Origin of the sequence: Burkholderia cepacia (assembly GCF_029962485.1) — a bacterium.
Lineage (GTDB): Bacteria > Pseudomonadota > Gammaproteobacteria > Burkholderiales > Burkholderiaceae > Burkholderia.
Genome location: NZ_CP073638.1, coordinates 2,451,681 through 2,474,809, shown reverse-complemented (window position 1 = coordinate 2,474,809; position 23,129 = coordinate 2,451,681). Strand labels below are relative to the sequence as shown.

Sequence of the window (23,129 nt, the reverse complement as noted above, 5' to 3'; positions counted from 1 at the left end):
TCAGTGCTTGATCAGGTACATGTCCTGCGAAGCACGCATGTCGATCACGTTCTTCAGCGAGTAGCCGCCCACGTAGGGCTTCACGAGACGATCGGCCGAGTACTGGAACAGCGGCACCATCGGCGTGTCGTTCAGCGCCATGTCATGCGCCTGCGTGAGCAGCGCGGCGCGCGCCTTGTCGTCGAGCTTCTGGTTGCCTTCGTCGACGAGCGCGTCGGCCTGCTTGTTGCAGTAGCCGACGGTGTTCTGCGCGCTGCCGCAGCGCAGCAGGTCGAAGAACGTCATCGCGTCGTTGTAGTCGGCGAACCAGCCGTCGCGCGCGATCTGCACCTTGCCGTCATGACGCTCCTTCATCAGCACCTTGAACTCGACGTTCTCGAGCTTCGTGTTGACGCCGAGCTTGGTGCGCCATTCCGACGCCGCGAACAGCGCGACCTTCTTGTGCAGGTCGTTGGTGTTGTAGGTCAGCGTGAACGCCAGCGGCTTCGCATCCGAGTAGCCGGCCTGCTTCAGCAGGTCCTTCGCGGCCGAGACACGCTTGGCCATCGGCCACGACGCCCAGTCCGGCGTGAACGGCTGCACGCCCTTCGTGCCGTTCGGCATCAGGCCGTACATCGGCTTCTCGCCGGCTTGCGTGAGCTTTTGCGTCAGCACGTCGCGATCGAGCACCATCGACAGCGCCTGGCGCACGCGCTTGTCCTTCAGCGCCGGATCGTTGTTGTTCAGGTAGTAGTAGTAAGTCGCAAGCTGCAGGCCCTGGCGCAGTTCGCCGCCGAACTGCTTGCTGACCTGCTGGAAGATCCCCGACGGGATCGAGTAGCTGTAGTCGATCTGGCCGGCCTGGTACATGCGCATCGCCGTCTCGTCGCTCTCGATCGGCAGGTACGTGACCTTGTTGACCACGACCTTCGGCGCATTCCAGTACTTCGCATCCTTCGAGATCACGATGCGGTTGTTCGGCTGCCAGTCGACGAGCTGGTACGCGCCGTTGCTGACGATGTTGCCCGGGCGCGTCCACGCGTCGCCAAGCTTCGTCACCGTGTCCTTGTTCACCGGCGCGAGCGGCACCATCGCCGTCAGCTCGGGGAAGAACGCGACGGGCACGTCGGTCGTCACTTCCAGCGTGTACGGATCGACGGCACGCACGCCGAGCGTCGACGGCGCGGCCTTGCCCGCGATGATGTCCTTCGAGTTCTTCACGAATTCGACAAGGATCGTGTACTTCGAGCCCGTCTTCGGATCGACGAGGCGCTGCCACGAATAGACGAAATCGGCGGCCGTCACCGGCTGGCCGTTGCTCCACTTCGCGTCATGGCGAAGCTTGAAGATCCACGTCGTCGGCGTCTTGCGTTCCCACGACAGCGCGACACCCGGCACGACCTGGCCGGCCGCATCGATGCGGGCCAGCCCTTCGAACAGGTCGAGGCCGATCGTGTTGCCGGTCCACGATTCGATGTGCGCGGGGTCGAGCGACTCGACTTCGGCGGGCACCTGTCGCGTCAGGTCCTGTTGAGGAGCGAGCGCGACGTTCGACGGAACGGAAACGGCGTGGGCGACAGGCGTCAGGGCGAGCGCGGCCAGCACGGCCGACATGGCATGCAAGGATTTCATCGTGGCAGTCTTGAGAAGGGTTGTTCGGTGAGCGTCGCGCGGCGGATGCCGCGGATTACGCGTGAGACGCTGACGGGTGCAGCGATTGAGGAGGCCCGTGATTCTCGTGTAGCATTTTAGTATTCCTTACGTTTCTTTCGACAGGCATCCCGTCTTCGAAACGAAGGAATACCTGTGCGTTAGAACAGCCTCGGTGTACCCACCCAGACCACCACCGACTCGATCTTCGCGGTGTTGACCCAGCTGTGCGGCACCGTCGACTGATAGTGCGAACTGTCGCCGGCCTGCAGGACGAACGTCTTGCCTTCCAGCGTCAGCGACACTTCCCCTTCAATCACATACAGGAACTCCTCTCCTGCATGTGTCGTCACCTCCGACCGCTTCTGCCCCGGCGGCATCCTCACGAGGATCGCCTCCAGCTGGCGCCCTTCGGACACGTTCGTCAGCCTCGCGAACAGGTTCGCCGAATCGGCAAACCCGAAGAAGCGCAGCTGCTCGCCTCGGCAGACCGAGCGTTCTTCACTCGGCGTATCCACGAAGTACTGCACCGTCACACCGAGCGCGTGTGCGATACCGGCCAGCGACGTCAGTGACGGCGACGCGAGCCCGCGCTCGACTTGAGACAGAAACGGCTTCGAAATCCCCGCGGCGGTAGCGGTGTCGTCGAGCGTGCGCTTGAGTCGTTGGCGCAACGCGCGAATCTTGCTGCCCAGTGCGGCGGCAGCGTCTGCGGACCGCGAGTTTTCAGTGGGGGGAACCATAGCAGGCCGAAAAGTGATCGTCAAAAAATGTTTGATGGAAAATAACTAAGTTAGATCGATATAGCTTAGTCTTCGGGTTCGCACACGTCTCCGGTGTTGAGCCCGGTGCACTAAACGGAGCACGAGGCGAGCGAAACGACGCGCTATCTTGCCAGACTCGCCGGCTTCACAGGCAAGCTGCAAGCGGCTCTCCGGGAATCTTCGGAGGACCTGCGCGGATTCTTACAAATAGATGATGAGACGAATGTTCCTGAAAGCTGCTGCCACATCGGGAGTTTCCCTAGGTGGCGCACACCTGTCGCACCGGACCGGCAACCGTTACCATGCGCGCGCCGGTCGGGGACCTTCCCCGCCCCACCAGGCGGTGTCCGACCCCGGCCCGGGCTAATCCGCCCGACTGTTCCATCGCCAGCGCAAAGCTTACCCGGCCCATTGCGCAACGGCGCCAGTTCGACCCCAAGACGACGCGCGATCCGTGCCGTCCGTTTCAACCGAGATTGATGATGCATTCACCTGTTTCACAAACCCGATCGTTCACGACGGTCTTCCTCATCGAAATGTGGGAGCGCTTCGGCTACTACGGTATGGCCGCGCTCCTGGTCCTCTTCATGGTCGACCGGCTCGGTTTCACCGACAGCCATGCGAACCTGACCTGGGGTGCGTTCACCGCACTCGTCTATGCGGCGCCGTCGATCGGCGGCTGGATCGGCGACAAGGTGCTCGGCGCCCGTCGCACGATGATCATCGGCGCGACCGTGCTGTGCGCCGGCTACCTGATGCTCGCGGTACCGAACGACCAACTGACGTACATGTACGCGTCGCTCGGCGTGATCGTCGTCGGCAACGGCCTGTTCAAGGCCAACGCGGCGAACCTCGTGCGCCGCATCTACGAAGGCGACGACGCGCGCATCGACAGCGCGTTCACGATCTACTACATGGCGGTCAACATCGGCTCGACGGTGTCGATGCTCGCGACGCCGTGGATCAAGGATCACTGGGGCTGGCACGCCGCATTCGCGGTCTGCTGCGGCGGCATGCTGCTCGCGATCCTCAACTTCATGCTGATGCATCGCACGCTCGCACACGTCGGCTCGCAGCCGGACGACGAACCGATCCGCTGGAAGCGCCTCGGCGCGGTCGCGCTGGGTGGCGTCGCACTCGCACTGGTCACGCTGTACGTGCTGCAGCACAAGCAGCTCGCCGTGGCCAGCGTGTGGACGGCGGCGTTCGCGATCCTCGCGATCTTCGCCTACATGATCGCGAAGTCCGAACGCTCGGAGCGCGCAGGCCTGATCGCGGCACTCGTGCTGATCGGCCAGGTGATCCTGTTCTTCATCTTCTACGTGCAGATGTCGACGTCGCTGACGCTGTTCGCGCTGCGCAACGTCGATCCGCGCTTCATCCTGTTCGACACGACGCTGTTCACGTGGAGCGCCGCGCAGTTCCAGGCGCTGAACCCGATCTGGATCATGCTGCTGAGCCCGCTGCTCGTGTGGGTCTACAACGCCGTCGCTAAAAGCGGCCGCGACCTGCCGGTCGCCGCGAAGTACGCGCTCGGCTTCGGCGCGGTTGCCGCGGGCTACCTGGTGTTCACGATCAGCGGGCGCTATGCCGTGGACGGCCGCGTGTCGTCGTGGTTCATGGTGTGGGGCTACGGCCTCTACTCGCTCGGCGAACTGCTGGTGAGCGGCCTCGGCCTCGCGATGATCGCCCGCTACGTGCCGGCGCGCATGAGCGGCTTCATGATGGGTGCATATTTCGTCGCGACGGGTGTGTCGCAGTATCTGGGCAGCGTCGTCGCGAACTTCGCGCAGATGCCGTCGCACGAACTGCCGGCCACCGAATCGCTGCCGCTCTACCTGTCGCTGTTCGAGAAGCTCGGCTGGCTCGCCGCGATCGGCATGGTGCTCGCCCTGCTGCTGCTGCCGCTGATGAACCGCCTGTCGCGCCAGCATCAGCGCTGCGCGGAAGAGCGTCGCGAGGAAGCCCTGCAGACGCAGGGCGTCGCAGCGGCCCAGTAAGTACTATCCCTTGGCGTGCGGCCTGCACGCCACATTCTCCCGCCAGGCACGCGAACGCGTCCTACACTGGTTGCAGGACAAGCATCCGCTTCGCGCGATGCGCCTGGCGGGAGAAAACCATGAAAAGCAAGACAACGAGGCTGCTGAGGATACTGTCGGACATCCGGCACGCTCAGCGCTGCACCGCGATGCGCGCCGCCCGGGCCGCAGCCGAAGCCGACGCGGTACTCGCGGAACACGACGATCCCGCGCAGGACGAACGCGACGACGCCGAATCCGACGACGCAACCGCCGTGCCCCGCTCCCGTATCGGCTCACCTCACTGACGCCGCGCGGCACACGCCGTGCCGCTCGCACCGCCTCCCGCGCCGCTTACGCGGCCGCACTGCGCCACCGCGCGATCCACGTTCCCGAACCGGCCACGGCCATCATCAGCCCGAGCGCGCACGCGTCGGCCACGAGGCCCACGCCGACATGCCGCAGATCGGCGCTGCGTACGACCGGATGCAGCAGCGAATCGATGACGAGCGAAATCGCCGCGCCCGCCACGAAGCAGATCAACCCGCGCTGGCCGACCGCCACGACGGGCCGCACCCCCTGCGCAATCCGTGCGATCCAGCCGAAGCGCACGCAATCGGCCATCAGCCACGCGACGGCCGCGAAGCTCACGACGCGCGGCAGCGCGAGGTCGCGCTTGAACACGCCTTCGGGCAGCGGCAATCCCGAGAACAGCTTGTAGCTCGCACAACCGAGCACGATCGCGCACGCGAGCCCGGTCGCCGCCGCGCCCCAGCGCCCGAGCGCGACGTGCCGGTAAAACGGCTGGCAGCGCGCAAGCACGCCGACGACGAACATCAGTTGCCATGCGAACGGGTTGAAGCTCCAGCGGAAGCCGTCGGTATCCAGCAGCTCGGGGCCGAGCCAGCCGGCCGCGACCCACGACGCGACGCTGAGCGCGACGAGCAGCCACGGACGACGGCGCGCGAACGGCACGAGCACCGGCGACGCGAGCGCGAACAGCACGTACATCGGCAGCACCGACGCGAGATACGGCTGGCGCTGGAACGTCAGCAATTCGGCGAGGCCCGTGAGCGGCGACGCGAGCATCACGCTGACGTCGTCGAGCGCGAGGTTCGGCGCATCGATTCCATAGTGGTCGAGCACGGCCGACACGACCAGCATCAGCGTCGACGTCGCGAGAAACGCGCGGTAGATCTGCATCGCGCGACGCACGAACCGCCGCTGCGCGGCGCGCGCGCCATGCCGCTCGGCGATCGCGCCGTACGCACTCGCGGTCGCGAAGCCGCCGAGAAACACGAACACCTCGGCGGCATCGCACAGCGCGAACGCATGCAGCGTCACGCGCGACAGCACGCTTGCACCGATGTGATCGACGACGATCATCAACAGCACGAGCCCGCGGAAAAAGTCGATTTCGATCAGGCGGCCGCTGCGTAGCGACTGGACCGTGGCGGAAGACGGCGGGCTCAACGACATGAGCGCACCGGCACGACGACGGTGCGGCACGCACCGTGGGAGGGATCGGGAAGAAGAAGGCGAGCGCGATCAGCGGCGATACGCGTATGCTCGCATCGCGCCGACCCGGCTGGCCAGGCACGGAGATGACCGTTCATTGAAAAGCTGCATACGAAGGGAAGTCGGTCAGGCCAGTCTAATGGCCGATCGGGGGAGACCCTAAGTAACAAAGTGCAACCGAATCTTCTGTTCGATTACACGCGCAAGCCATGTGGAGCAAAGCGGTCGGCGTCGCCAGATTCACGTCAGCGCGACGCCAGCTTGCGGTCAGCCTCGATGCATTCGACCGCTGAACGAGCGCGGTTCGATCGTCGATCGATACGCGATGCGCGGCGCGTTCCGTGCGGCCGCGGCATCGCGATCGGCGCTTATCCGCGTGCGGGCAGACGCCGCATCAGCATCGCGCTGTGCCACGCGGTGAGCGCGACGGCGACCCAGATCGGCCCGTACGTCGCGAGCTTCGCGACGCTCAGCGTCTCGCCGAGCAGCAGCAGCGACACCGCGACGAGCAGCACGGGTTCGACGTAGCCGAGGATCCCGAACAGCGCCATCGGCAGCATCCGGCTCGCCTTGAGGTAGCTGGCGAGCGCGAGCGTGCTGAGCACGCCGAGCCCCGGCAGCAACACCGCCCACAGCACCGGATGCTCCGCGACGCGGGTCGTGCTCGTCGCGACCATCGCGAACGCGATCGGGCACAGCAGTGCGATCTCGACCGCGAACGCGGCGAGCGAATCGGCGTTGATCCGCCGGCGCAACACGAAATACGGCGGATAGCCGAGCGCGACGACAAGCGTCGGCCACGCGAACGCGCGCGTCGCCCACACTTCGTGCGCGACGCCGAGCGCGGCGCACGCAACCGCCGCCCACTGCAGCGGGTCGAGCCGTTCGTGATAGTAGAAGCGGCCGACGAGCACCATCGTCAGCGGCAACAGGAAATAGCCGAGCGACACCTCGAGCATGCGGCCGTGCAGCGGCGCCCACAGGAACAGCCACAGCTGCACGCCGAGCAGCGCCGCGCTCACCGGCAGCGCGATCAGCAGGCGCCAGTCGCGCACGGTGCGCCGCGCAAGCTCGACGAGCGCCGGCCAGCGGCCGCGCAGCGCAATCAGCGCGAGTGCGCCCGGCGCGGTCCACAATACGCGCCACGCGAAGATGTCGAGCCCCGTGAGCGGCGCGAGCAGTTTCGCGTAAGCCGACATCAGCGCGAACAGCGTCGACGCCATCACCGACAGCATGAGGCCGCGCCCGGCTTCCGGATACCCCGTCATGATTGTTCTGCGCCGCTTACTGTTGCTGGAAACGCTCGAAGCGCCTTTCGGTCCGACGCTCCTCGAACGTCACTTCGGTCACGCGCGCGGCGGGCGGCCCGTGACGCAGCCACGCGAGCATCCGGTCGATCTGCGCGCCGGGCCCCTGGATCATCGCCTCGACGGTGCCATCCTCGAGATTCGCGACCCAGCCGCGCAGTTTCAGCGCATGCGCCTCGCGCACCGTCGCATGACGGAAACCGACGCCCTGCACGACGCCGCGCACCCGCACGTAGTAGGTCTCGATCCGTTCGTCCAGTTCATTGCGGCTCATCGCGTCGCCCTCCCGTTGCATTCAAGCCCGGCATTGTAGTCGCGTCGGCGGCTTCGCACACGCGCCGGCCAGGCGTCGCCGCGCGTGCCGACCACGTACAATCTCGCCGACGCTCAACCGCCGCGCCGCCCCGCGCGCGGCCCTGAAGGAAACGCATGACTGATACCTCCCGCGATCTCGTTCTCGTCACCGGCGCGTCCGGTTTCGTCGGCTCGGCCGTCGCACGCATCGCGCAGCAGAAAGGCTATGCGGTGCGCGTGCTCGTGCGCCCGACCAGCCCGCGCACGAACGTCGCGGATCTCGATGCCGAGATCGTCACCGGCGACATGCGCGACGAGGCGTCGATGCGCGCCGCGCTGCGCGGCGTGCGCTACCTGCTGCACGTCGCGGCCGACTACCGGCTGTGGGCGCCGGACCCCGACGAGATCGAGCGCGCGAACCTCGAGGGCGCGGTCGCGACGATGCGCGCGGCCCGCGCGGAGGGCGTCGAGCGGATCGTCTACACGAGCAGCGTCGCGACGCTGAAGGTGACGAGCGCCGGCGATCCGTCCGACGAGAACCGGCCGCTCACGGCCGAGCAGGCGATCGGCGTGTACAAGCGCAGCAAGGTGCTCGCGGAGCGCGCGGTCGAGCGGATGATCGCCGACGAAGGTCTGCCGGCCGTGATCGTCAATCCGTCGACGCCGATCGGCCCGCGCGACGTGAAGCCGACGCCGACCGGCCGCATCATCGTCGAAGCCGCGCTCGGCAAGATTCCCGCGTTCGTCGACACGGGGCTGAACCTCGTGCACGTCGACGACGTCGCGCACGGCCACTTCCTCGCGCTCGAGCGCGGCCGGATCGGCGAACGCTACATCCTCGGCGGCGAGAACCTGCCGCTGCAGCAGATGCTCGCCGACATCGCACAGATGACGGGCCGCAAGGCGCCGACGATCGCGTTGCCGCGCTGGCCGCTGTACCCGCTCGCGGTCGGCGCAGAAGCCGTCGCGAAGTTCACGAAGAAGGAACCGTTCGTCACCGTGGACGGGCTGCGGATGTCGAAGAACAAGATGTATTTCACGTCGGCGAAGGCCGAGCGCGAGCTCGGCTACCGTGCGCGTCCGTACCGCGAAGGACTGCGCGACGCGCTCGACTGGTTCGGCTCGGCGGGCTACCTGAAGTAACACAAAGCGGCGCGGCTCGCGCCGCTTTGCGCACTTTGTTACACGTCCCGCGCGGACCGGCGCCGGCGCAGCGGGTAAAATCGCGGGTCTTACGCAGAGAAGACACGCATGAACCTGAACGATCAGATCGCTTCGCTCACCACGGGCGTCGATCAGCTCCTCCACGATCACCACGCCGCACAGCAGGCGGCACGCAGCGCGGAAGCCTTCGCGCGCGCCGCCGCGGCGGAAGCCCAGGCCGCAGCCGAACGTCACGCCGCCGCGGAAACCGAAGCGCAGGCCGCCGCGCAGCGCCACACGGCCGCTGCCGCCGACGCGGAAGCCGCGCAGCAGCGCCACGCCGACGCGACCGCCACGGCCGAAGCTGCCGCTCAACGTCATACGGATGCCGCCGCGCAGGCCGAAGCGGCCGTGCAGCGCCATGCGGAAGCCACCGCACTGACCGAAGCGCTCGCGCAGCGTCACGCGGATGCCGAAGCCGCCTCGCAGCGCCACGCGGCTGCGATCGCCGAAGCCGAGGCCGCCGCGCAGCGTCATCACGCCGCCGCGACCGACGCCGATGCGGCCGCGCAACGTCATGCGGCCGCGACCGTCGAGGCCGGGGCCGCCGCGAAGCGCCACGCGGAAGCGACCGCCGAAGCCGAAGCCGCCGCGCAACGCCACACGGCCGCGATTGCCGAGGCCGAAGCGCTCGCACAACGTCACACGCAGGCGATCGCCGACGCCGAGGCTACCGCGCAGCGTCACGCCGCTGCGGCCGCCGAGGCCGAAGCCGTCACGCAGCGCCACGCCGAAGCGATCGCGCAGGCCGAAGCCGCTGCGCAACGCCACGCCGACGCGACCGCCGAAGCCGAGGCCGTCACGCAGCGCCATACGGAAGCGATCGCGCAGGCCGAAGCCGCCGCGCAGCATCACGCGAAGGCCATTGCCGACGCCGAGGCGCTGGTCGAGGCCGTCGTCAAGGAAGCCGCGACGAACGCGGTTGCCGACCGTGCGGTGGCGGCCGAGGTCGTCGACCCGGCACCGGCGGATACGCCGGCGGCGGAACCGGTCGTGAACGCGGCCTCGCCGGCTGCGACCGAAACGCTCGACGTCGTCGACGCACCGGTTGTTGCCGAAACCGCACTCGTCCCGGCGGCGCAAGCCGAACCCGTGACCGAGGTCGAGGCCGCGCCGGTCGCCGCTGACAAGGCGACGCTGCACGTGTCGCGTCCGACGCAGAACGAACTCACGCTGACCGTCAACGGCCAGTCGATCACGCTGCATCCGGAGCAACTTGGCCAGCTCATCGAGGAACTCGCGCACGCACGCGCGTCGATGCAGCCGGAGCCGCCGCCCGGCATCCCGTCCGGCTGGCGTTTCGTGACGACGAAGAACCCGATGATGGCCGTGCAGAAGCAGTCGAACGGCGATCGCCTGCTGGTGGCCCGCCACACCGGCTACGGCTGGGTGCCGTTCACGTTCTCGCCGGACGTCGTGGTCCAGATGTACATGATGCTGACCCAGCGGTAAGCGCCGGCAGGTAGCACCGCCGAAAACGCAACGGCCCGACCGGTTCGCACCGATCGGGCCGTTTGCTTGCCGGCTGCCGGGAGGCGTGCCTCCCGGCAGCACTCAGCGCTCCACTGGCGCCTGCACGCGCGCCTTCCACTGGCCGCCCTTGCCGCGCCAGTAGCGCCACGCGGACGCGAACGTCGCGCCCACATAGAACAGCGCGACGAGTGGCAACGCGGGCGCCCACAGCGGCGAGCGACGGTAGTAGCGCAGCATCGGCGCATACGCGGCGCACATCGACGCCCACGCGAGCCAGGCCGGCCATGCACGCGCGCCATACGCGAGCGCCGCGACGGGCGGCACGAGATAGATGATCGTCATCCCGAGCAGCGTGCCGGCCAGCAGCAGCGGCGAATAGTGCAGCTGCGTGAACGCGGTGCGCGCGATCATGTTCCAGATGTCGCGCCAGCTGTCGTACGGGCGCAGCGACACGCTGCGATCGGCCAGGTCGAGACGGATCGGATGGCGGCCACTGCCGCGATGCTTGATCTGCGCGGCCAGGCTGCAGTCGTCGATCAGCGCGCCGCGGATCGATTCGATGCCGCCCGCTTCCTCGAGCGCCGCGCGCTTCACGAGCATGCAGCCGCCGGCAGCGCCGGCCGTGCGATTGCGCGGGTTGTTGATCCACGAGAACGGGTACAGCTTCGCGAAGAAGAACACGAACGCCGGGATCAGCGCCTTTTCCCAGAACGAATCGCAACGCAGCCGCACCATCAGCGACACGAGATCGCGATTCTCGGCCTGCGCACGCGTGACCAGCTGCGCGACGGCGTCGGGCGGGTGGCCGATGTCGGCATCCGTCAGCAGCAGGTAATCGGCCGGCAGGCCGAGCGTCTGCACCGCGGCGATCCCCTGCGACTGCGCCCACACCTTGCCCGACCAGCCGGCCGGCAGCGGCTTCGCGCTCAGCACCGTCAGCCGGTCGGCGCGGTTGATCGCGAGTGCGGCCGCGCGGGCCGCATCGGCGGTGCCGTCGTCGCTGTGGTCGTCGACAATGATCAGATGAAATTCGCCCGGGTAATCCTGCTCGAGCAGCGAAGTCGCCGCGCGGGCGATCACGTCGGCCTCGTTACGCGCCGGCACGACCGCGACGACGGCCGGCCAACCGGCCTCGGCAGCCGCCCCGCGCGCCTCGGGCGGCAGCGGCCGCGCGGGCTGCGCGCGCCAGAAGCCGCCGCGCGCGACGAGCAGCACGATCCAGATCATCAGCGACAGGCCGGACACCAGGAAAGCAATCACCAGCATCATCGGCTTGCCTCCTGCCGGGCGCCGGCTTGCCCGATTTCAATAGGGGTCAGGAACAAAACGCCCGAAACCGCACAGGCGGCCGGGCAATACGCAAAAGAATCGACGGTCATCGAATGGCCTTGAAATGAGCGCGACGCCGGGCAGCCGGAGCGGCTGCCCGCGAAACCGCGTAGTTTACTGGGTTCCGCGCGCGCCAGCGCCGACGCGGCTCTCCCGCAATTGCAACAGCGCCGATACAGCACCAAAGCACGGACGGCCCGATAGGGTTAAAATGCGCGATTAATTCGGGGTTCCGGGGCCTGGCCGGCCGGTTCGTTCCTGCCTTCATAACATCAAGCCGGGGCGAGCGAGCGAGTGCCAGCTCCTCGAACCCCGGTGTCTGTCGTCGGAGTTCGCTCACCTATGCGAGTCATCCTTGCCCAGCCCCGCGGCTTTTGCGCGGGGGTTGTCCGTGCGATCGAGATCGTCGATCGCGCGCTGCAACAGCACGGTGCGCCGGTTTATGTACGCCATGAAATCGTGCATAACCGGCACGTCGTAGAAAATCTGCGTAATAAAGGGGCACGATTCGTTGAGGAGCTCGACGAGGTGCCGCACGGCGCTGTCGCGATCTTCAGCGCGCACGGTGTCGCCCAGACGGTCGAGCGCGACGCGGAAACGCGCGGGCTCGACGTGCTCGACGCGACCTGTCCGCTCGTCACGAAGGTGCACGTGCAGGGCCGTCAGTATGTCGGGGCGGGTCGCCGGCTGATCCTGATCGGCCACGCGGGCCACCCGGAAGTCGAGGGTACGATCGGCCAGATTCCGGCCGAGGTGATCCTCGTGCAAAGCGAAGCCGAAGTCGATACGCTGACGCTGCCCGTCGACACGCCGGTTGCGTACATCACGCAGACCACGCTGTCGGTCGACGATACGCGCGGCATCATCGAAGCGCTGCAGCGCCGGTTCACCGACATCGTCGGCCCGGACACGCGTGACATCTGCTACGCCACGCAAAATCGCCAGGCCGCCGTGCGCGAGCTGAGCGAACAGGTTGACGTGCTGCTCGTCGTTGGTGCGACGAACAGCTCGAACTCGAACCGCCTGCGCGAGATCGGCACCGAAAGCGGCGTGCCGAGCTATCTCGTCGCCGACGGCTCGGAAGTGAAGGCCGAATGGTTCGCGGGTGTGCAGACGGTCGGCCTGACGGCCGGCGCGTCGGCGCCCGAAGAGATGGTCGAAGATGTAATTGGCGCGCTGCGCGCGCTGGGGCCCGTCGATGTCGCGACGATGGCGGGCCGTGAGGAAAAAGTCGAATTCAAGCTGCCGGCGAAGCTCACGCAAGCTGTCGCCCGCGAAGTTTAAGGAGGACATCCCTTGTCTATTCCGCTGCTCCAGCAAGTCCGTGTCGGCGCCTATATCGTGCGCCAGCACCTGTCCGGCAACAAACGCTATCCGCTCGCGCTGATGCTCGAGCCGCTGTTCCGCTGCAACCTCGCGTGCAACGGCTGCGGCAAGATCGATTATCCGGATCCGATCCTGAACCAGCGCCTGTCCGTCGAGGAATGCCTGCAGGCCGTCGACGAGTGCGGCGCGCCCGTCGTGTCGATCGCCGGTGGCGAACCGCTGCTCCACAAGGAGATGCCGGAAATCGTCAAGGGCATCATGAAGCGCAAGAAATTCGTGTACCTGTGCACGAACGCGCTGCTGATGGAAAAGAAGATGGACGACTACGAGCCGAGCCCGTATTTCGTCTGGTCGGTCCACCTGGACGGCGACAAGGAAGCGCACGATCACTCGGTGTCGCAGGATGGCGTGTACGACAAGGCCGTCGCGGCAATCAAGGAAGCGAAGCGCCGCGGCTTCCGCGTGAACATCAACTGCACGCTGTTCAACGATGCAGTGCCGGAGCGCGTCGCGAAGTTCTTCGACACGCTGGGCCCGATCGGCGTCGACGGCATCACGGTGTCGCCGGGTTACGCGTACGAACGCGCGCCGGATCAGCAGCACTTCCTGAACCGCGACAAGACGAAGAACCTGTTCCGCGAAATCCTGAAGCGCGGCGAAGGCGGCAAGCGCTGGTCGTTCAGCCAGTCGTCGCTGTTCCTCGACTTCCTGGCCGGCAACCAGACGTACAAGTGCACGCCGTGGGGCAACCCGGCGCGTACGGTGTTCGGCTGGCAGAAGCCGTGCTACCTGGTCGGCGAAGGTTACGTGAAGACCTTCAAGGAACTGATGGAAACGACGGAGTGGGACAACTACGGCGTCGGCAACTACGAGAAGTGCGCGGACTGCATGGTCCACTGCGGCTTCGAGGCGACGGCCGTGATGGACACGATCTCGAACCCGCTGAAGGCGCTGAAGGTGAGCCGCAAGGGCATCAAGACCGACGGCCCGTTCGCACCGGACATCTCGATCGCGAAGCAGCGTCCGGCCGAGTACGTGTTCTCGCGCCACGTCGAGATCAAGCTCGAGGAAATCCAGCGCGCCGGCAAGGGCAAGCTGCAGAAGCCGGCCAAGCCGGCAGCCGCGGCTTAAGCGCGTTGCGCCACGCGGGGGCTGTGCCTCCGCGCAGGTGACAAGAATAAAGCGCCACGGATTCGCTCCGTGGCGCTTTTGCTTTGGGCCAGCGTTTCGCCGTCACCGTGTCACCGTAACGCCGCGACGGCCGCGCAATCGCCGAAGCCGCGCGATTGCATCGACCGTGCCGGTGCGGTCGGCCCTGTCTCCTCCATCCTCCCTGCAAAACCGGTGTGCGGCGCTAGGCGGCCAGCGAGTCGATCACGTGCGAACGCATCTTCTCCGTCGCGCTCGCGACGAGCGCTGGCTGGCCGCATGACGCGAACGTGCAGACATGACGCCACAGCTCCGCCAGCCGATGCCGCGTGAGCGTCGCAACGCAGGCGTCGTGCGCGGCAAGCACACGCTCGAGCACCCCACATTCGTCATCGTGCAACGTCCATGCGCCGCTTTGCGCCGCGCGCGCCGCACTGGCTTCGAGCACGCGCTCCGCGTGAACGCACAGGTCGATGTCCGCTTCGGCGTACCGCGTATCGTCGAGCGCGAGGAACACCAGATAGACGCTCGTGCGCAACCGCATCAGCAGCGCTTCGTTGCCGTGCTCGCCACGCAGCGCGACGAGCGCCATGTGGCATTTCAGCGAGATGTCGCGTGCATGCGCGGGGGGCAGCGGCAGCAGCCACTCGCGCGTCAGCGGCACGTGGCGGCGGTGTTTCCGGGCGGCCTTCATGATTCGTGCCCACTTGCGGGCGCTTCGCGGCGCGGCGACGCTGCTCGCGCGTCCGGCAGCCGGCATAGCGCCAACGCGCGCACGACGCCGGCCAATCGGTTCGGGCATGCCATGCTCGTCTCCTGCATCAGAACGTGTTCTCGCCCTTCAGGTAGTACGCGGTCTTCACGAAGAAGGCCTTCACCGAATGGCCGCTCTGCGCGTCGCGAGCGGCGCGCGCTTCCATCGCGGCCCGCTCCTCGCGCGACCGGTCAGGCACCGGATTGTGGACACGGTCGAGCGCTTGCTGCATCGCAAGCGGATAGTTCTGGTTGCCGGCCGTCGTCGCGCGATAGCCGGCGCGGGTCATCTGCATCAGTTGCGCATTGGTTTCGGCACGCGCCGCCGACCAGGTCGACTGCGCGGCGTTCGACGACCAGTCCGGGCCGGCAGACTGCGCAAAGCTGACGGCAGGCAGCGCAACGAGTGCGCAGGAAAGAACAGCAACGGGAACGAGGGATCGCATAGTGGCCTCCAGATGGTTGTCCCCGCATCGATCGTGATCGTCGATGCGTTGAAATCATCGTATGTCGTGCCGCATGCCACTTGAATAGCCGATTCCGCAATTGATATTTTCGGCTTCGGAATCCGGCGTGCGGGCGCGTCTTTCGCGAATCCCGTCGAACGGGAATTTCTTTATTTCATTCAACGACCTGATCGCGCTTTTGCGCGCGACCGGAAGCGGCGCGCATCGCGCTTTTTCAATTTCCGAAATGACGTGTTGCCGGTGCGATCCCCGCCTGCGCCCCTGCCGGCAAGGGTTCCGGCGTGATATCGCGCACGCGGATAGCGCAGAAACGAATGCGTCGGACCAACGGTTCTCCTGATACAGGACAAATCATCGGCGCCGGATTGCCGGATCGCGACACGACGTGCCCGGCAAGGACGCGCGATAATCACGCATCGGCCATTTGCTTCGTTTCGCACGGCCTCTCATGCATTCCCCTTTTTCATCGAGTCCTTCCATGGCTGCCCTCGACACCACCGCCATCGACAGTTGGCACGCGCACGTCTATTTCGATGCGGCCAGCCGCGACGCGGCCTGGGCGTTTCGCCAGGTCGTCGACGAGCGGTTCGGCGCGGTGATCGAGCTCGGCCGCTTTCACGAGCGCCTCGTCGGTCCGCATCCGGCCTGGTCGTACCAGATCGCGTTCGATGCCGCGCGCTTCGACGAGATCGTGCCGTGGCTCGTGCTGAACCACGGCGCGCTGGACATCTTCCTGCATCCGAATACGGGCGACGATCTGCGCGATCACCGCGATTGCGCGGTGTGGATCGGGAAATCGTATGGGCTGAATCTCGATGCACTGGCCGGATAAGCGGCGGAGAAAAGCGGTGTTCGGCGACGGCGATGCAACCGCCGCCCGCGATCACTCGATGTCGTTCGCGCGCGCGTTGCCGACCATCCGTTCGAGATTCGCATTCACGCGCCCGAGCAACGCCGCAAGCTGATCGCGCTCCGCGTCGCTCAACCCGGCGAGCGCCTGTTCACTCGCACCTTCCATCACGGCCCGCCCGCTGGCGAGCCCCTTCGACGCCGAATCGGTCAGCGAAATCAGCCGGCTGCGCCGGTCGTCCGGATCGGGCACCCGCAGCACGAGACCATCGCGCTCCATCCGGTTCAGCAACTGCGCCATGCTCGGCTGCTCGACCTGCGCGCGCCTCGCGAGCTCGGTCTGCGACAGCGCACCCGCCTTCTTCAACGACACCAGCACCGGCAACTGGCTCACCGCGAAGCCCAGGTCGCGCAGCTGCCGGTCGACCACGCGCGTGAACAGCCGGTAAGTGATGCCGACCAGCGGCAACGGATTCGTCTTCGTGTCAGCGTCGCTCATGTTGACATTCCATAGGAGGCTATGTTTTTATATAGGCTCCTATGTTATCAGATCGTGAGCGAACCATGAGTACGCGCTTTCGTGTTGCCATCGTCGGCGGCGGGCCCGGCGGCCTGACGCTCGCCCGCCTGCTGACGCTCGGCGGAATCGAGGCGATCGTGTACGAACGCGAAGCCCACCCGCTCGAGCGCCCGCAGGGCGGCACGCTGGACCTGCACGAGGAATCGGGCCTGCTGGCGCTCGAGCAGGCCGGCCTGACCGACGCGTTCCTGGCCGTCGCGCGCTACGAGGATCAGGGCTCGCGCCTGCTCGATCGCTCGGGCCGTGTGCTGTTCGACGACAACGGCGCCGGCGGCAACCGGCCCGAGGTCGACCGGACCGCGTTGCGCGCGCTGCTGCTCGACGCATTGCCGCCGGACTGCGTGCAATGGGGCCGCACGGTACGCGACGTCAGCTTGCGGCCCGACGGGCGGGCGATGCTGGCGTTCGAGCACAGGACGGAAGGCCCGTTCGATCTCGTGGTCGGCGCCGACGGCGCGTGGTCACGCATCCGTCCGCTGCTGTCGCCGTATCAGCCGCAGTACAGCGGCCTCACGTTCATCGAATTCGGCATCGACGACATCGATCGGCAATATCCCGCGCTGTCGCGGCTCGTCGGCCGCGGCAAGATCGGCGTGCACGGCAACGGCAAGGCGATCATCGCGCAACGCAACGGGCACGCGCACGTGCGCGGTTACGCGATCTTTCGCGTACCGCTCGACTGGGTCGAGCGGCGTTTCGACTTCGCGGCACCCGATGCGATGCGCGGCGCGCTGATCGCCGAATTCGACGGCTTCGCCGACGCCATCCACGACCTGTTCCGCGCCAGCGGCGACCGGTTCGCCGAGCGGCCGATCTTCGCGCTGCCGGTCGGTCACTGCTGGGCGCATCGTCGCGGCATCACGCTGATCGGCGACGCCGCGCACGTGATGTCGCCGTTCGGCGGCGAAGGCGTGAACAACGCGATGCGCGACGCGGCCGAACTCGCGGCCGGCCTCATCGCCGATGCCGACCGCGACGCGGCCGTCGCGGCCTTCGAGCAGCGGATGTTCGCGCGCGTGACCGAATCGGCGCGGGAGGCCGCCGATGCCGCCGCGACCCAGCTTTCGCACGATGCCGAGGCACTGACTCTCGCGCGGTACCGCGACCTGCACGCGGCTTGAGCGGCACGCGCGCCGCGCGTCGACATCCACGTTTCGGGTTGACGTGAAACGTATCGCGGCAGTGCGCCCATACAGTGGGTTTCCGCCAACGACGCTTCCGGACGCCCGCCATGACACCCGCAGAAACCGACGCCGGCGCCCGGCGCATCCATGAAGACTGGCACGCAGCCGTCGTCGCGCGCGACCTCGATGCGCTGATGGCGCTGTATGCCGACGACGCGGTGCTCGAAACACCGCTCGTCGTCGTCACGCTGCCCGCGCACGGCTCGGGCGTGCTGCACGGCAAGGCCGCGATCGGCGCATTCTTCGCGGCCGGCCTGCACAATCCGGGCAGCCCACTCGGCCGCTGGTACCGGACCGGGCTGTTCTTCTCGAACGGCCGCCAGCTCACGTGGGAATATCCGCGCGCCACGCCGGACGGCGACCAGGTCGATCTCGTCGAAGTGATGGATCTCAGCCACGGCCTGATCGCGCATCATCGCGTGTACTGGGGATGGGTCGGCTTCCTCGCGCTGCAGGCTGCCACGCCGTCGCCCGACCGCGCATGACGGCCGCCACGCCCGACCGGGCCGCCACCCGCCGCGTGCTCGCCGCGACCTGCGTGAGCTATACGCTCGTGCTGCTCGACGCGTCGATCGTCAACGTCGCGCTCACCGACATCGCGCACACGTTCGGCAGCCGCGTGGCCGGCCTGCAATGGATAGTGAACGCTTACACGCTCGCGTTCGCGAGCCTGCTGCTGACGGGCGGCACGCTCGGCGACCGGCTCGGCGACCGCACGATCTATGTCGCGGGGCTCGCGGTATTCGTCGCCGCGTCGGCACTGTGCGGCCTCGCGCCGACCCTCCCGGCACTCGCCGCCGCCCGCGCGTTGCAAGGCGTCGGCAGCGCGATGCTGGTGCCCTGCTCGCTCGCGCTGATCAACCGCGCATTCCCCGCACCGGCCGCGCGCGCATCGGCGATCAGCCTGTGGATGGGCTGCGGCGGCATCGCGATGGCGTCGGGCCCGCTGATCGGCGGGCTGCTGATCGATCTGTTCGGATGGCGCAGCCTGTTCTTCGTGAACCTGCCGTTCGGGCTCGCCGGCATCTGGCTCGGCCGCAGGATCGCGCGCGGCGCCGCCGACGCGTCGCGGCGGTTCGACTGGGGCGGACAGGCAGCCGCCATCGTCGCGATCGCGGCGCTGATCGGCACGCTGATCGAAGGCCCGTCGCTCGGCTGGCGCTCGACGCCGATCTTGGGCGGCGCCGTGACGAGCGCCGTCGCGTGGATCGCGTTCGTCGCGATCGAAGCGCGGCGCCGCGAGCCGATGCTGCCGCTCGCGTTCTTCCGCAACCGGCTGTTCGCGGGATCGACGTTCGTATCGATGGCGTCGGCGTTCGTGTTCTACGGCCTGCTGTTCGTGCTCAGCCTGTTCTATCGGCAAGTTCGCGGCGCGAGCCCGCTCGGCACGGGGCTCGCGTTCCTGCCAATGACCGCGATGGTCGCGCTCGGCGGGTTGTGTTCGGGGCGGCTGGTGGCGCGCTTCGGCGCGCGCGGCACGATGTGCGCGGCGTTCGGGCTTTATGCGGCCGGCGCACTCGGCATGACGGCCATCGGGGCGACGACACCCGCGTGGCTCGCCGTCGCGCCCATGCTCGCGATCGGCTTCGCATCGGGATTCATCTCGCCGGCCGCGACGTCGCCGGCACTCGGGACGGTCGACCGGCGCCGCGCCGGCGTGGCGGCAGCGGCGCTGAACGCGGCGCGGCAGAGCGGATCGGCGCTCGGCGTGGCGATCTTCGGGGCGTGCATCGCGACGCTGCAGCCGTTTCCGGTTGCGATGCGGGTGGCGCTGGTCCTGGCGATCGCGCTGTCGGCGCTCGCCGCGGTAACGTGGTGGATCACGACGCGGCCGACACCGGCAACCGGCGAAACGGCCGCTCACCTGCAGGCAGCCGCCACGCGCCGCTAGCGCATTGCGCGGCAGGCGCGCCGCTCACGCAACGTACATCGCGACACTGACGAACTGGCACAGGCTGCCGGCCAGCACGAAAAGGTGCCAGATGCCGTGCCCGTGGCGGATGCGTTCGTCGTTGATGAAGAAGTAGATTCCCGCGCTGTAGATCAGGCCGCCGGCCACGAGCCAGGCGGTGCCGACCGGCGGCAGCGCGTGGATCAGCGGACGCACCGCGACGAGCGCGAGCCAGCCCATCGCCACGTACAGGATCATCGACAGCATGCGCGTGCGGCGCCCGAGCGTCAGTTCCTGCACGATCCCGAACACGGCGAGCCCCCAGCTCACGCCGAACAGCGACCAGCCCCACGGGCCGCGCAGCGTGACGAGCGTGAACGGCGTGTAGCTGCCGGCGATCAGCAGGTAGATCGCCGAGTGGTCGCATTTCTGCAGGATCGCCTTCAGGCGCGGGCTACGCACGCTGTGATACAGCGTCGAGATCGCGTAGAGCAGGAACAGCATCGCGCCGTACACGCTGAAGCTCACCACCTTGTACGGATCGCCTTCGAGCGCGCCCATCGTCACGAGCGCCACGAGGCCCGCCACCGACAGCACCGCGCCGACGAGGTGGGAAATGCTGTTGAAACGCTCACCGACATGCACGACGTGTTCTCCTACGGGTCCATCGGGAAAAGAGAGAACCCTATGATACCGGCGGCCGGATTTCGCCGTGCTGCGCCTTGGCAAACGGCGAAGCGGCCGCCGCGCGATGCGTACCGCCGCGGCCCCAAAGAAAAAGCGCCGCGATCTCGATCGCGGCGCTTCCCTTTCGATTACCGAACGGCTTGAACAGCCTGGTTCAGCAGCACTTCCCTGCTCCCGACCCGTACCGCGCATTCTGACGCTCGCGGAAAAATTCCTCGTACGTCATCGGCTCGCGGTCCGGATGGGTTGCGCGCATGTGCGCGACGTAGGTGTCGTAGTCGGGCAGGCCGACCATCAGCCGCAACGCCTGCCCGAGGTAACGCCCCGCGCTGCGCAGGTCGCTGCCAAGATCGCTGAACATCGCGGCCTCCCCTTAACGTCCGCTGCCGAGCGCTTGCGCGGCCGGCATCGCTTCGTACGGCGTCTCGCGCACGGTCGGCTTCGACTCGCGGCGCGCGCGCAGCACGGCGATCACGCCGTACACCGCGATCGCCACGACGACGAAGATGAACAGCCCGGCCAGCGCCGCATCGATGTAGTCGTTGAAGATGATCCGCTGCATCTGCGCGATCGACTTCGCCGGGGCCAGCACCTTGCCTTCGTCCACCGCGGCCTGCAGCTTCGCCGCGTGCGCGAGGAAGCTGACCTTCGGGTTCGCGTCGAAAATCTTCTGCCAGCCGGCCGTCAGCGTGCAGATCAGCAGCCACACGGTCGGCACGATCGTCACCCACGCATAGCGCTCGCGCTTCATCTTGAACAGCACGACGGTGCCGAGCACCAGCGCGATCGCGGCGAGCATCTGGTTCGAGATGCCGAACAGCGGCCACAGCGTGTTGATGCCGCCGAGCGGATCGACCACGCCCTGATACAGGAAGTAACCCCACGCGGCCACGCACAGCGCGGTGGCGACGAGGTTCGCGGGCAGCGACTCGGTGCGCTTGAGCGCCGGGTGGAACGTACCGAGCAGATCCTGCAGCATGAAGCGGCCCGCACGCGTACCGGCGTCGACGGCCGTCAGGATGAACAGCGCTTCGAACAGGATCGCGAAGTGATACCAGAACGCCATCATCGCTTCGCCGCCGATCACCTGGTGCAGGATGTGCGCCATGCCGACGGCCAGCGTCGGCGCGCCGCCCGCGCGCGCGATGATCGTCGTTTCGCCGACGGCCTTCGCGGTCTGCGTCAGCATGTCGGGCGTCAGCACGAAGCCCCATTGCGTGACGGTGTTCGCGACGGCTTCAGGCGTCGTGCCGAGCACGGCGGCCGGCGCGTTCATCGCGAAGTAGATGCCCGGCTCGATCACGCTCGCGGCGACGAGCGCCATGATCGCGACGAACGACTCCATCAGCATCGCGCCGTAACCGATGAAGCGCGCGTTGGTTTCGTTGTCGATCAGCTTCGGCGTCGTGCCCGACGAGATCAGTGCGTGGAAGCCCGACACCGCGCCGCACGCGATCGTGATGAACAGGAACGGGAACAGGCCGCCCGACCACACCGGGCCCGTGCCGTCGACGAACTTCGTCAGCGCGGGCATCTTCAGTTCCGGTGCGACGACCAGGATGCCGATTGCGAGACCGAGGATCGTGCCGATCTTCAGGAAGGTCGAAAGATAGTCGCGCGGCGCGAGCAGCAGCCACACCGGCAGCACCGATGCGACGAAGCCGTAGCCGATCAGGATCCACGTGAGCTGCGTGCCCGTGAACGTGAACCACGCGGCGAGCGTCGGCGAATCGTGCACGTGCTGGCCGAACGCGATCGACGCCATCAGCAGCACGAAGCCGATGATCGACACTTCGCCGATGCGGCCCGGACGGATGTAGCGCGTGTAGACGCCCATGAACAGCGCGATCGGAATCGTCGCGGCGACGGTGAACGTGCCCCACGGCGAGTTGGTCAGCGCCTTCACGACGATCAGCGCGAGCACCGCGAGGATGATCACCATGATCAGGAACGCGCCGAACAGCGCGATCACGCCGGGCACCGTGCCGAGCTCCATCTTGACGAGATCGCCGAGCGAGCGGCCGTCGCGGCGCGTCGAGATGAACAGCACGATGAAATCCTGCACCGCGCCGGCGAACACGACGCCGGCCAGGATCCACAGCATGCCCGGCATGTAGCCCATCTGCGCGGCGAGCACGGGCCCGACGAGCGGACCGGCGCCGGCGATCGCGGCGAAGTGATGGCCGAACAGCACGTACTTGTTGGTCGGTACGTAGTCGAGGCCGTCGTTGTACTTGACGGCCGGCGTCATCCGCAGCCCGTCGAGCTGCATGACCTTGCTGGCGATGAAGCGGCTGTAGAAGCGATACGCGATCAGATACACGCAGACTGCGGCGATCACGATCCAGAGGGCACTCACGCGCTCGCCGTGTGCGAGTGCGATCGTGCCGAACGAGAACGCGCCGAGCAGCGCGACCGCGATCCAGAGCAGGGTACTGGAAGCCCGATTCATGGCGTCTCCTGGTCTCCAATGTGGTTTTAGATGGCGTGCGGCGCAGGGGCCGCACACACGTGACGTCGATGCGTCGTGTCGCCGCCTCGCAAAGGCCGCGACGATGGGCCGTAGTATTCCGTGCGACGGGGGCGGCTTACAAGCGGTTAACTACGTATGCGGAGCTACGTAGAATTACGTAGATGCGTGTGCAACGTTCGGGCGGAAGGGACGGGAAACGCGCCGGCCTCGCCGGCGCGGCACGATGTAAAACGGC

At 67.2% G+C, this 23,129-nt stretch carries 22 protein-coding genes; 10 read left to right on the top strand and 12 right to left on the bottom strand.

Going from position 1 to position 23,129, the window contains the following annotated elements; translation table 11 throughout:
• A complete protein-coding gene (locus KEC55_RS27580) occupies positions 1-1,611 on the bottom strand; it encodes a peptide ABC transporter substrate-binding protein (protein ID WP_282508270.1) in 1,611 nt (536 codons plus the stop codon).
• 179 nt (positions 1,612-1,790) lie between these two features.
• Positions 1,791-2,372 (bottom strand): cupin domain-containing protein, encoded by a 582-nt coding sequence (locus tag KEC55_RS27575; protein ID WP_021162455.1) that lies wholly within the window; start codon positions 2,370-2,372, stop codon positions 1,791-1,793.
• Positions 2,373-2,872: 500 nt separating this feature from the next.
• Between KEC55_RS27575 and KEC55_RS27570 the strand changes: the two genes are divergently transcribed.
• Together KEC55_RS27570 and KEC55_RS27565 are read left to right on the top strand one after the other, a co-directional pair.
• Positions 2,873-4,393, top strand: coding sequence for a peptide MFS transporter (locus KEC55_RS27570; RefSeq protein WP_282508268.1), 1,521 nt, complete (start codon positions 2,873-2,875; stop codon positions 4,391-4,393).
• 119 nt (positions 4,394-4,512) lie between these two features.
• A complete protein-coding gene (locus tag KEC55_RS27565; protein ID WP_282508266.1) occupies positions 4,513-4,719 on the top strand; it encodes a hypothetical protein in 207 nt (68 codons plus the stop codon).
• A 46-nt stretch (positions 4,720-4,765) separates the two neighbouring features.
• Here the strand turns inward: KEC55_RS27565 and KEC55_RS27560 are convergent, their stop codons facing one another.
• The 3 genes from KEC55_RS27560 to KEC55_RS27550 form a co-directional block, all read right to left on the bottom strand.
• On the bottom strand, positions 4,766-5,890 hold the full coding sequence (locus KEC55_RS27560; protein ID WP_282508265.1) for an OpgC domain-containing protein: 1,125 nt from the start codon (positions 5,888-5,890) through the stop codon (positions 4,766-4,768).
• Positions 5,891-6,297: 407 nt separating this feature from the next.
• On the bottom strand, positions 6,298-7,197 hold the full coding sequence (rarD, locus tag KEC55_RS27555) for an EamA family transporter RarD (protein ID WP_176047729.1): 900 nt from the start codon (positions 7,195-7,197) through the stop codon (positions 6,298-6,300).
• A gap of 16 nt (positions 7,198-7,213) precedes the next feature.
• Positions 7,214-7,510, bottom strand: a complete 297-nt coding sequence (locus KEC55_RS27550) for an acylphosphatase (RefSeq protein WP_027781702.1) — start codon at positions 7,508-7,510, stop codon at positions 7,214-7,216.
• A 155-nt stretch (positions 7,511-7,665) separates the two neighbouring features.
• Here KEC55_RS27550 and hpnA point away from each other — a divergent pair, with 155 nt between their 5' ends.
• Positions 7,666-8,673: a hopanoid-associated sugar epimerase gene (gene hpnA, locus KEC55_RS27545; protein WP_011353724.1), complete on the top strand. Its 1,008-nt coding sequence runs from the start codon at positions 7,666-7,668 to the stop codon at positions 8,671-8,673.
• Between the two features lie 108 nt (positions 8,674-8,781).
• Positions 8,782-10,185, top strand: a complete 1,404-nt coding sequence (locus KEC55_RS27540; RefSeq protein WP_282508264.1) for a phage tail protein — start codon at positions 8,782-8,784, stop codon at positions 10,183-10,185.
• Positions 10,186-10,287: 102 nt separating this feature from the next.
• Here the strand turns inward: KEC55_RS27540 and KEC55_RS27535 are convergent, their stop codons facing one another.
• Positions 10,288-11,475 (bottom strand): glycosyltransferase, encoded by a 1,188-nt coding sequence (locus tag KEC55_RS27535; RefSeq protein ID WP_282508263.1) that lies wholly within the window; start codon positions 11,473-11,475, stop codon positions 10,288-10,290.
• Between the two features lie 402 nt (positions 11,476-11,877).
• Here KEC55_RS27535 and ispH point away from each other — a divergent pair, with 402 nt between their 5' ends.
• Entirely contained in the window at positions 11,878-12,819 is a 942-nt protein-coding gene (gene ispH, locus KEC55_RS27530) for a 4-hydroxy-3-methylbut-2-enyl diphosphate reductase (RefSeq protein WP_059238498.1), read from the top strand.
• 12 nt (positions 12,820-12,831) lie between these two features.
• On the top strand, positions 12,832-13,992 hold the full coding sequence (gene hpnH, locus KEC55_RS27525; RefSeq protein WP_176047732.1) for an adenosyl-hopene transferase HpnH: 1,161 nt from the start codon (positions 12,832-12,834) through the stop codon (positions 13,990-13,992).
• Between the two features lie 223 nt (positions 13,993-14,215).
• On the opposite strand, the gene KEC55_RS27520 is transcribed toward hpnH, so the two are convergent.
• Both KEC55_RS27520 and KEC55_RS27515 read right to left on the bottom strand, forming a co-directional pair.
• Entirely contained in the window at positions 14,216-14,704 is a 489-nt protein-coding gene (locus KEC55_RS27520; RefSeq protein WP_282508262.1) for a hypothetical protein, read from the bottom strand.
• A 127-nt stretch (positions 14,705-14,831) separates the two neighbouring features.
• On the bottom strand, positions 14,832-15,209 hold the full coding sequence (locus KEC55_RS27515) for a DUF4148 domain-containing protein (RefSeq protein ID WP_282508261.1): 378 nt from the start codon (positions 15,207-15,209) through the stop codon (positions 14,832-14,834).
• 499 nt (positions 15,210-15,708) lie between these two features.
• Between KEC55_RS27515 and KEC55_RS27510 the strand changes: the two genes are divergently transcribed.
• Complete coding sequence (locus tag KEC55_RS27510) at positions 15,709-16,062, top strand: DOPA 4,5-dioxygenase family protein (RefSeq protein WP_176047735.1); 354 nt, start codon at positions 15,709-15,711, stop codon at positions 16,060-16,062.
• 51 nt (positions 16,063-16,113) lie between these two features.
• Here KEC55_RS27510 and KEC55_RS27505 read toward each other — a convergent pair whose 3' ends face one another.
• Complete coding sequence (locus KEC55_RS27505; RefSeq protein ID WP_282508260.1) at positions 16,114-16,578, bottom strand: MarR family winged helix-turn-helix transcriptional regulator; 465 nt, start codon at positions 16,576-16,578, stop codon at positions 16,114-16,116.
• A 65-nt stretch (positions 16,579-16,643) separates the two neighbouring features.
• Here KEC55_RS27505 and KEC55_RS27500 point away from each other — a divergent pair, with 65 nt between their 5' ends.
• The 3 genes from KEC55_RS27500 to KEC55_RS27490 all read left to right on the top strand — a co-directional run bounded on the left by KEC55_RS27500 (position 16,644) and on the right by KEC55_RS27490 (position 19,734).
• The gene (locus KEC55_RS27500) at positions 16,644-17,780 is read left to right on the top strand and encodes an FAD-dependent oxidoreductase (protein WP_282508259.1); all 1,137 of its coding nucleotides are present in this window, start codon (positions 16,644-16,646) and stop codon (positions 17,778-17,780) included.
• A 110-nt stretch (positions 17,781-17,890) separates the two neighbouring features.
• Positions 17,891-18,328: a nuclear transport factor 2 family protein gene (locus tag KEC55_RS27495; protein WP_282508258.1), complete on the top strand. Its 438-nt coding sequence runs from the start codon at positions 17,891-17,893 to the stop codon at positions 18,326-18,328.
• A complete protein-coding gene (locus KEC55_RS27490) occupies positions 18,325-19,734 on the top strand; it encodes an MFS transporter (protein WP_282508257.1) in 1,410 nt (469 codons plus the stop codon). The genes KEC55_RS27495 and KEC55_RS27490 overlap by 4 nt, the downstream gene beginning before the upstream one ends.
• A 24-nt stretch (positions 19,735-19,758) precedes the next feature.
• On the opposite strand, the gene trhA is transcribed toward KEC55_RS27490, so the two are convergent.
• The 3 genes from trhA to KEC55_RS27475 form a co-directional block, all read right to left on the bottom strand.
• Positions 19,759-20,379 carry a PAQR family membrane homeostasis protein TrhA gene (trhA, locus tag KEC55_RS27485; protein ID WP_282508256.1) on the bottom strand — a complete coding sequence of 207 codons (621 nt, stop codon included), beginning with the start codon at positions 20,377-20,379 and terminating at the stop codon, positions 19,759-19,761.
• 196 nt (positions 20,380-20,575) lie between these two features.
• Positions 20,576-20,782, bottom strand: a complete 207-nt coding sequence (locus KEC55_RS27480; RefSeq protein ID WP_011353713.1) for a YbdD/YjiX family protein — start codon at positions 20,780-20,782, stop codon at positions 20,576-20,578.
• A gap of 12 nt (positions 20,783-20,794) precedes the next feature.
• Positions 20,795-22,873 carry a carbon starvation CstA family protein gene (locus KEC55_RS27475; protein WP_122948294.1) on the bottom strand — a complete coding sequence of 693 codons (2,079 nt, stop codon included), beginning with the start codon at positions 22,871-22,873 and terminating at the stop codon, positions 20,795-20,797.
• Between the last annotated feature and the right edge of the window lie 256 nt (positions 22,874-23,129).

Coding starts and splice junctions, on each gene's coding strand:
- KEC55_RS27580 (WP_282508270.1), bottom strand. CDS start 1,611: ATGAAATCCTTGCATGCCATGTCGGCCGTGCTGGCCGCGCTCGCCCTG.
- KEC55_RS27575 (WP_021162455.1), bottom strand. CDS start 2,372: ATGGTTCCCCCCACTGAAAACTCGCGGTCCGCAGACGCTGCCGCCGCA.
- KEC55_RS27570 (WP_282508268.1), top strand. CDS start 2,873: ATGATGCATTCACCTGTTTCACAAACCCGATCGTTCACGACGGTCTTC.
- KEC55_RS27565 (WP_282508266.1), top strand. CDS start 4,513: ATGAAAAGCAAGACAACGAGGCTGCTGAGGATACTGTCGGACATCCGG.
- KEC55_RS27560 (WP_282508265.1), bottom strand. CDS start 5,890: ATGTCGTTGAGCCCGCCGTCTTCCGCCACGGTCCAGTCGCTACGCAGC.
- rarD (WP_176047729.1), bottom strand. CDS start 7,197: ATGACGGGGTATCCGGAAGCCGGGCGCGGCCTCATGCTGTCGGTGATG.
- KEC55_RS27550 (WP_027781702.1), bottom strand. CDS start 7,510: ATGAGCCGCAATGAACTGGACGAACGGATCGAGACCTACTACGTGCGG.
- hpnA (WP_011353724.1), top strand. CDS start 7,666: ATGACTGATACCTCCCGCGATCTCGTTCTCGTCACCGGCGCGTCCGGT.
- KEC55_RS27540 (WP_282508264.1), top strand. CDS start 8,782: ATGAACCTGAACGATCAGATCGCTTCGCTCACCACGGGCGTCGATCAG.
- KEC55_RS27535 (WP_282508263.1), bottom strand. CDS start 11,475: ATGATGCTGGTGATTGCTTTCCTGGTGTCCGGCCTGTCGCTGATGATC.
- ispH (WP_059238498.1), top strand. CDS start 11,878: ATGCGAGTCATCCTTGCCCAGCCCCGCGGCTTTTGCGCGGGGGTTGTC.
- KEC55_RS27520 (WP_282508262.1), bottom strand. CDS start 14,704: ATGAAGGCCGCCCGGAAACACCGCCGCCACGTGCCGCTGACGCGCGAG.
- KEC55_RS27515 (WP_282508261.1), bottom strand. CDS start 15,209: ATGCGATCCCTCGTTCCCGTTGCTGTTCTTTCCTGCGCACTCGTTGCG.
- KEC55_RS27510 (WP_176047735.1), top strand. CDS start 15,709: ATGGCTGCCCTCGACACCACCGCCATCGACAGTTGGCACGCGCACGTC.
- KEC55_RS27505 (WP_282508260.1), bottom strand. CDS start 16,578: ATGAGCGACGCTGACACGAAGACGAATCCGTTGCCGCTGGTCGGCATC.
- KEC55_RS27500 (WP_282508259.1), top strand. CDS start 16,644: ATGAGTACGCGCTTTCGTGTTGCCATCGTCGGCGGCGGGCCCGGCGGC.
- KEC55_RS27495 (WP_282508258.1), top strand. CDS start 17,891: ATGACACCCGCAGAAACCGACGCCGGCGCCCGGCGCATCCATGAAGAC.
- KEC55_RS27490 (WP_282508257.1), top strand. CDS start 18,325: ATGACGGCCGCCACGCCCGACCGGGCCGCCACCCGCCGCGTGCTCGCC.
- KEC55_RS27480 (WP_011353713.1), bottom strand. CDS start 20,782: ATGTTCAGCGATCTTGGCAGCGACCTGCGCAGCGCGGGGCGTTACCTC.
- KEC55_RS27475 (WP_122948294.1), bottom strand. CDS start 22,873: ATGAATCGGGCTTCCAGTACCCTGCTCTGGATCGCGGTCGCGCTGCTC.